Raw genomic sequence first — 2,362 nt, 5'->3', positions numbered from 1 at the left:
CAGTCGCGTCGGAAAGAAACGGGAAGGAAACGAAGGAAATAGTGTGACAGTAAACGAGGTGCAGCGCTGATGTTGGCCGCGCAAGGAATCCGGAAACACCTGTTGCGCTGGCGTCGCGCCTTACACCAGTGCCCCGAGACGGCCTTCGCCGAGCGCAAGACCGCCCGCTTCGTGCTGCGCGAGCTGCAGCGCCTGGCGATCCCCTGCGAGTACGGCGGGGTCGGCGGCGGAATCATCGCACGCCTGCGCGGCAGCCAATCGTCGACGCCGGCGGTGGCGCTGCGCGCCGAACTCGACGCACTGCCGATCGCCGAACAGACCGGCCTGGCGTTCGCTTCGCGCCATCCCGGACGCATGCACGCCTGCGCGCACGATGGACACATGGCGATGGTGCTCGGCGCCGCCATGCTGTTGCGGCAAAACCCGCCGGCGGGCGACGTCGTCCTGATCTTCCAGCCGGCCGAAGAGGGCGGTTGCGGGGCGCGCGTGATGATCGAGGCGGGCGCGCTCGACGGCGTGGCGATGATCTTTGGCGGCCACCTGACCTGCCACTATGCGACCGGACAGGTGATGGCCGCCTGCGGCCCGGTCTGTGCGCAAGCCGACGGCTTCCACATCCGGGTCTCCGGCCGTGGCGGCCACGGCGCACGCCCGCACGAAGCAAGCGATGCGCTGGTCGCCAGCGCGGCGCTGGTCGGCGGCTTGCAGACGCTCGTCTCGCGGGAAACCAACCCGCTCGACCCGTCGGTCGTCACCGTCGGCACGCTGCACGCGGGCAGTGCCGCCAACGCCATCGCGCATGACGCCCAGCTCTCCGGCACGATCCGCAGCACCCGGCCAGAAACGCGGCAACGGCTGATCGCCGGACTCGAACGAATGTGCCGTGCCTTCGGCGAGGCTTACCAGACGCAGATCGAGCTGACTTTTTCGCCAACCTATCCGCCGGTGGTCAACACCCCGCGGGAAACCGTGCTGGCGCGCCAGGCCGCCATGTCGGTGGTGGGCAGTGCGTGTGTATTGACCCAGGAACTGCCGAGCATGGGCGCGGAAGATTTTTCTTTCTATCTGGAACGTGTCCCCGGCTGTTTCGTACGCTTTGGCGGTCGTGGGCCGAACACGCCGAACCTGCCGCTGCACAATCCGCAATTCGACTTCGACGAGGAAGCGCTGGTCGTCGGCGCCAGCTACTTCGACGCGCTCGCGCGTCTCGCCCTGCGCGAAACCCACGTCTGACCGTTGCCGTACACCGCGGCCGGCCGTTCGCGCCTGCCGGTCTACGCTGCCCGCGTGCTCACAGGCAGCGGTACATCTGCCGGTAAAGCTCGCACATGCGCGCAAGCTGGCGAGTGCTGACCGCGCCGTTGCCGTAGCGCGCATGCTCGAAGAGTTCGACCATTTCGCCCGCCTCGCGGCGTAAGGTGCGATGCATCGTACTCAGCGCAGCCAGATACTCGCGTGCATTGCGCCGCACGTCTTGCTCGACCTGATGCAGCGCGAAGAGTCGTTGCATCGCCGCGAAAATCTGGCAGGCACCGACCGTGCCCGCCGCATGCCGGCGCAACAGGGCTAAGCGCAGGAAATCGAACTGTACGCGCAGCCAGAGACCAAGCCGCATTTCGCGTACCAGCATGCATGCCCCGGCGAGCAGCAGGACCAGCACGAGTCCGACCAAGCCACGAATGATCGCCCACCGCCTGGCCTCCAGCCATTCGCCGACGACACGGCTGATCGCCGCCCCCTTGATCGTCAGCGGCTGGACGATCCGCTCGATGAGTTCAGCCGCATCGGCGAGTTGGCGGATTGTCGTCGCCTGCCAGACGGGCATACCAGAGCGCTTGGCCGCCTGGCGCATTTCCTGTACCGTCGGCCAGCCGAAGTTGACGCGTATGCTTTCGCGATAGCCGTCGCCGCTTGGTCCATCGGCCGCGCCATGCGCCAGATCCTGATCGCCACCGGGAGCGCGCCCGTCGGCGCCGCCCGCGCTGTTCGCATCGTCGCCTCCGCCCCCGAGGCCGCCCGCTTCGCGCAGTCCGCCCCGCGCGCCCGGGTCGATACCGCGCAGCGATCCCAAGTTGCTGAGCTGGCCGTATTGAGACTTCAGCCAGAGCCAGGTGACTTGCGGAGTGAGCGCGTAGAGCGCCAGCGCGACGATCAGCAGACTGGCCGTCGCCGCAACGATCGACGCTCCCTGGCCGCCGACCAGGTTCTGTCCGAGCGCATCGCTTTGCACTTCGTGCACGCGCCGACTCACCTGCTCGGCAACCAGCGTGAAGACGACGGCCAACAGGTAGGGCACGAAATAGAAGAGCATCGTCCAGTCGGCGCGCCAGTGCATGGCGGCAAACATCACCATCACCGCCGA

At 67.3% G+C, this 2,362-nt stretch carries 2 protein-coding genes; one reads left to right on the top strand and one right to left on the bottom strand.

From position 1 onward, the window contains the following. Positions 1-69 precede the first annotated feature (69 nt). Entirely contained in the window at positions 70-1,233 is a 1,164-nt protein-coding gene (locus tag RKP46_RS05475) for a M20 family metallopeptidase (protein WP_311105695.1), read from the top strand. 58 nt (positions 1,234-1,291) lie between these two features. On the opposite strand, the gene RKP46_RS05470 is transcribed toward RKP46_RS05475, so the two are convergent. Then, positions 1,292-2,362, bottom strand: a 1,071-nt coding sequence (locus RKP46_RS05470) for a DUF4129 domain-containing protein (RefSeq protein WP_311105694.1), incomplete at its 5' end; no start/stop codon positions are given.

Source organism: Accumulibacter sp. (assembly GCF_031732815.1).
GTDB lineage: Bacteria > Pseudomonadota > Gammaproteobacteria > Burkholderiales > Rhodocyclaceae > Accumulibacter.
This window is presented reverse-complemented; position numbering and strand designations above follow the sequence as displayed.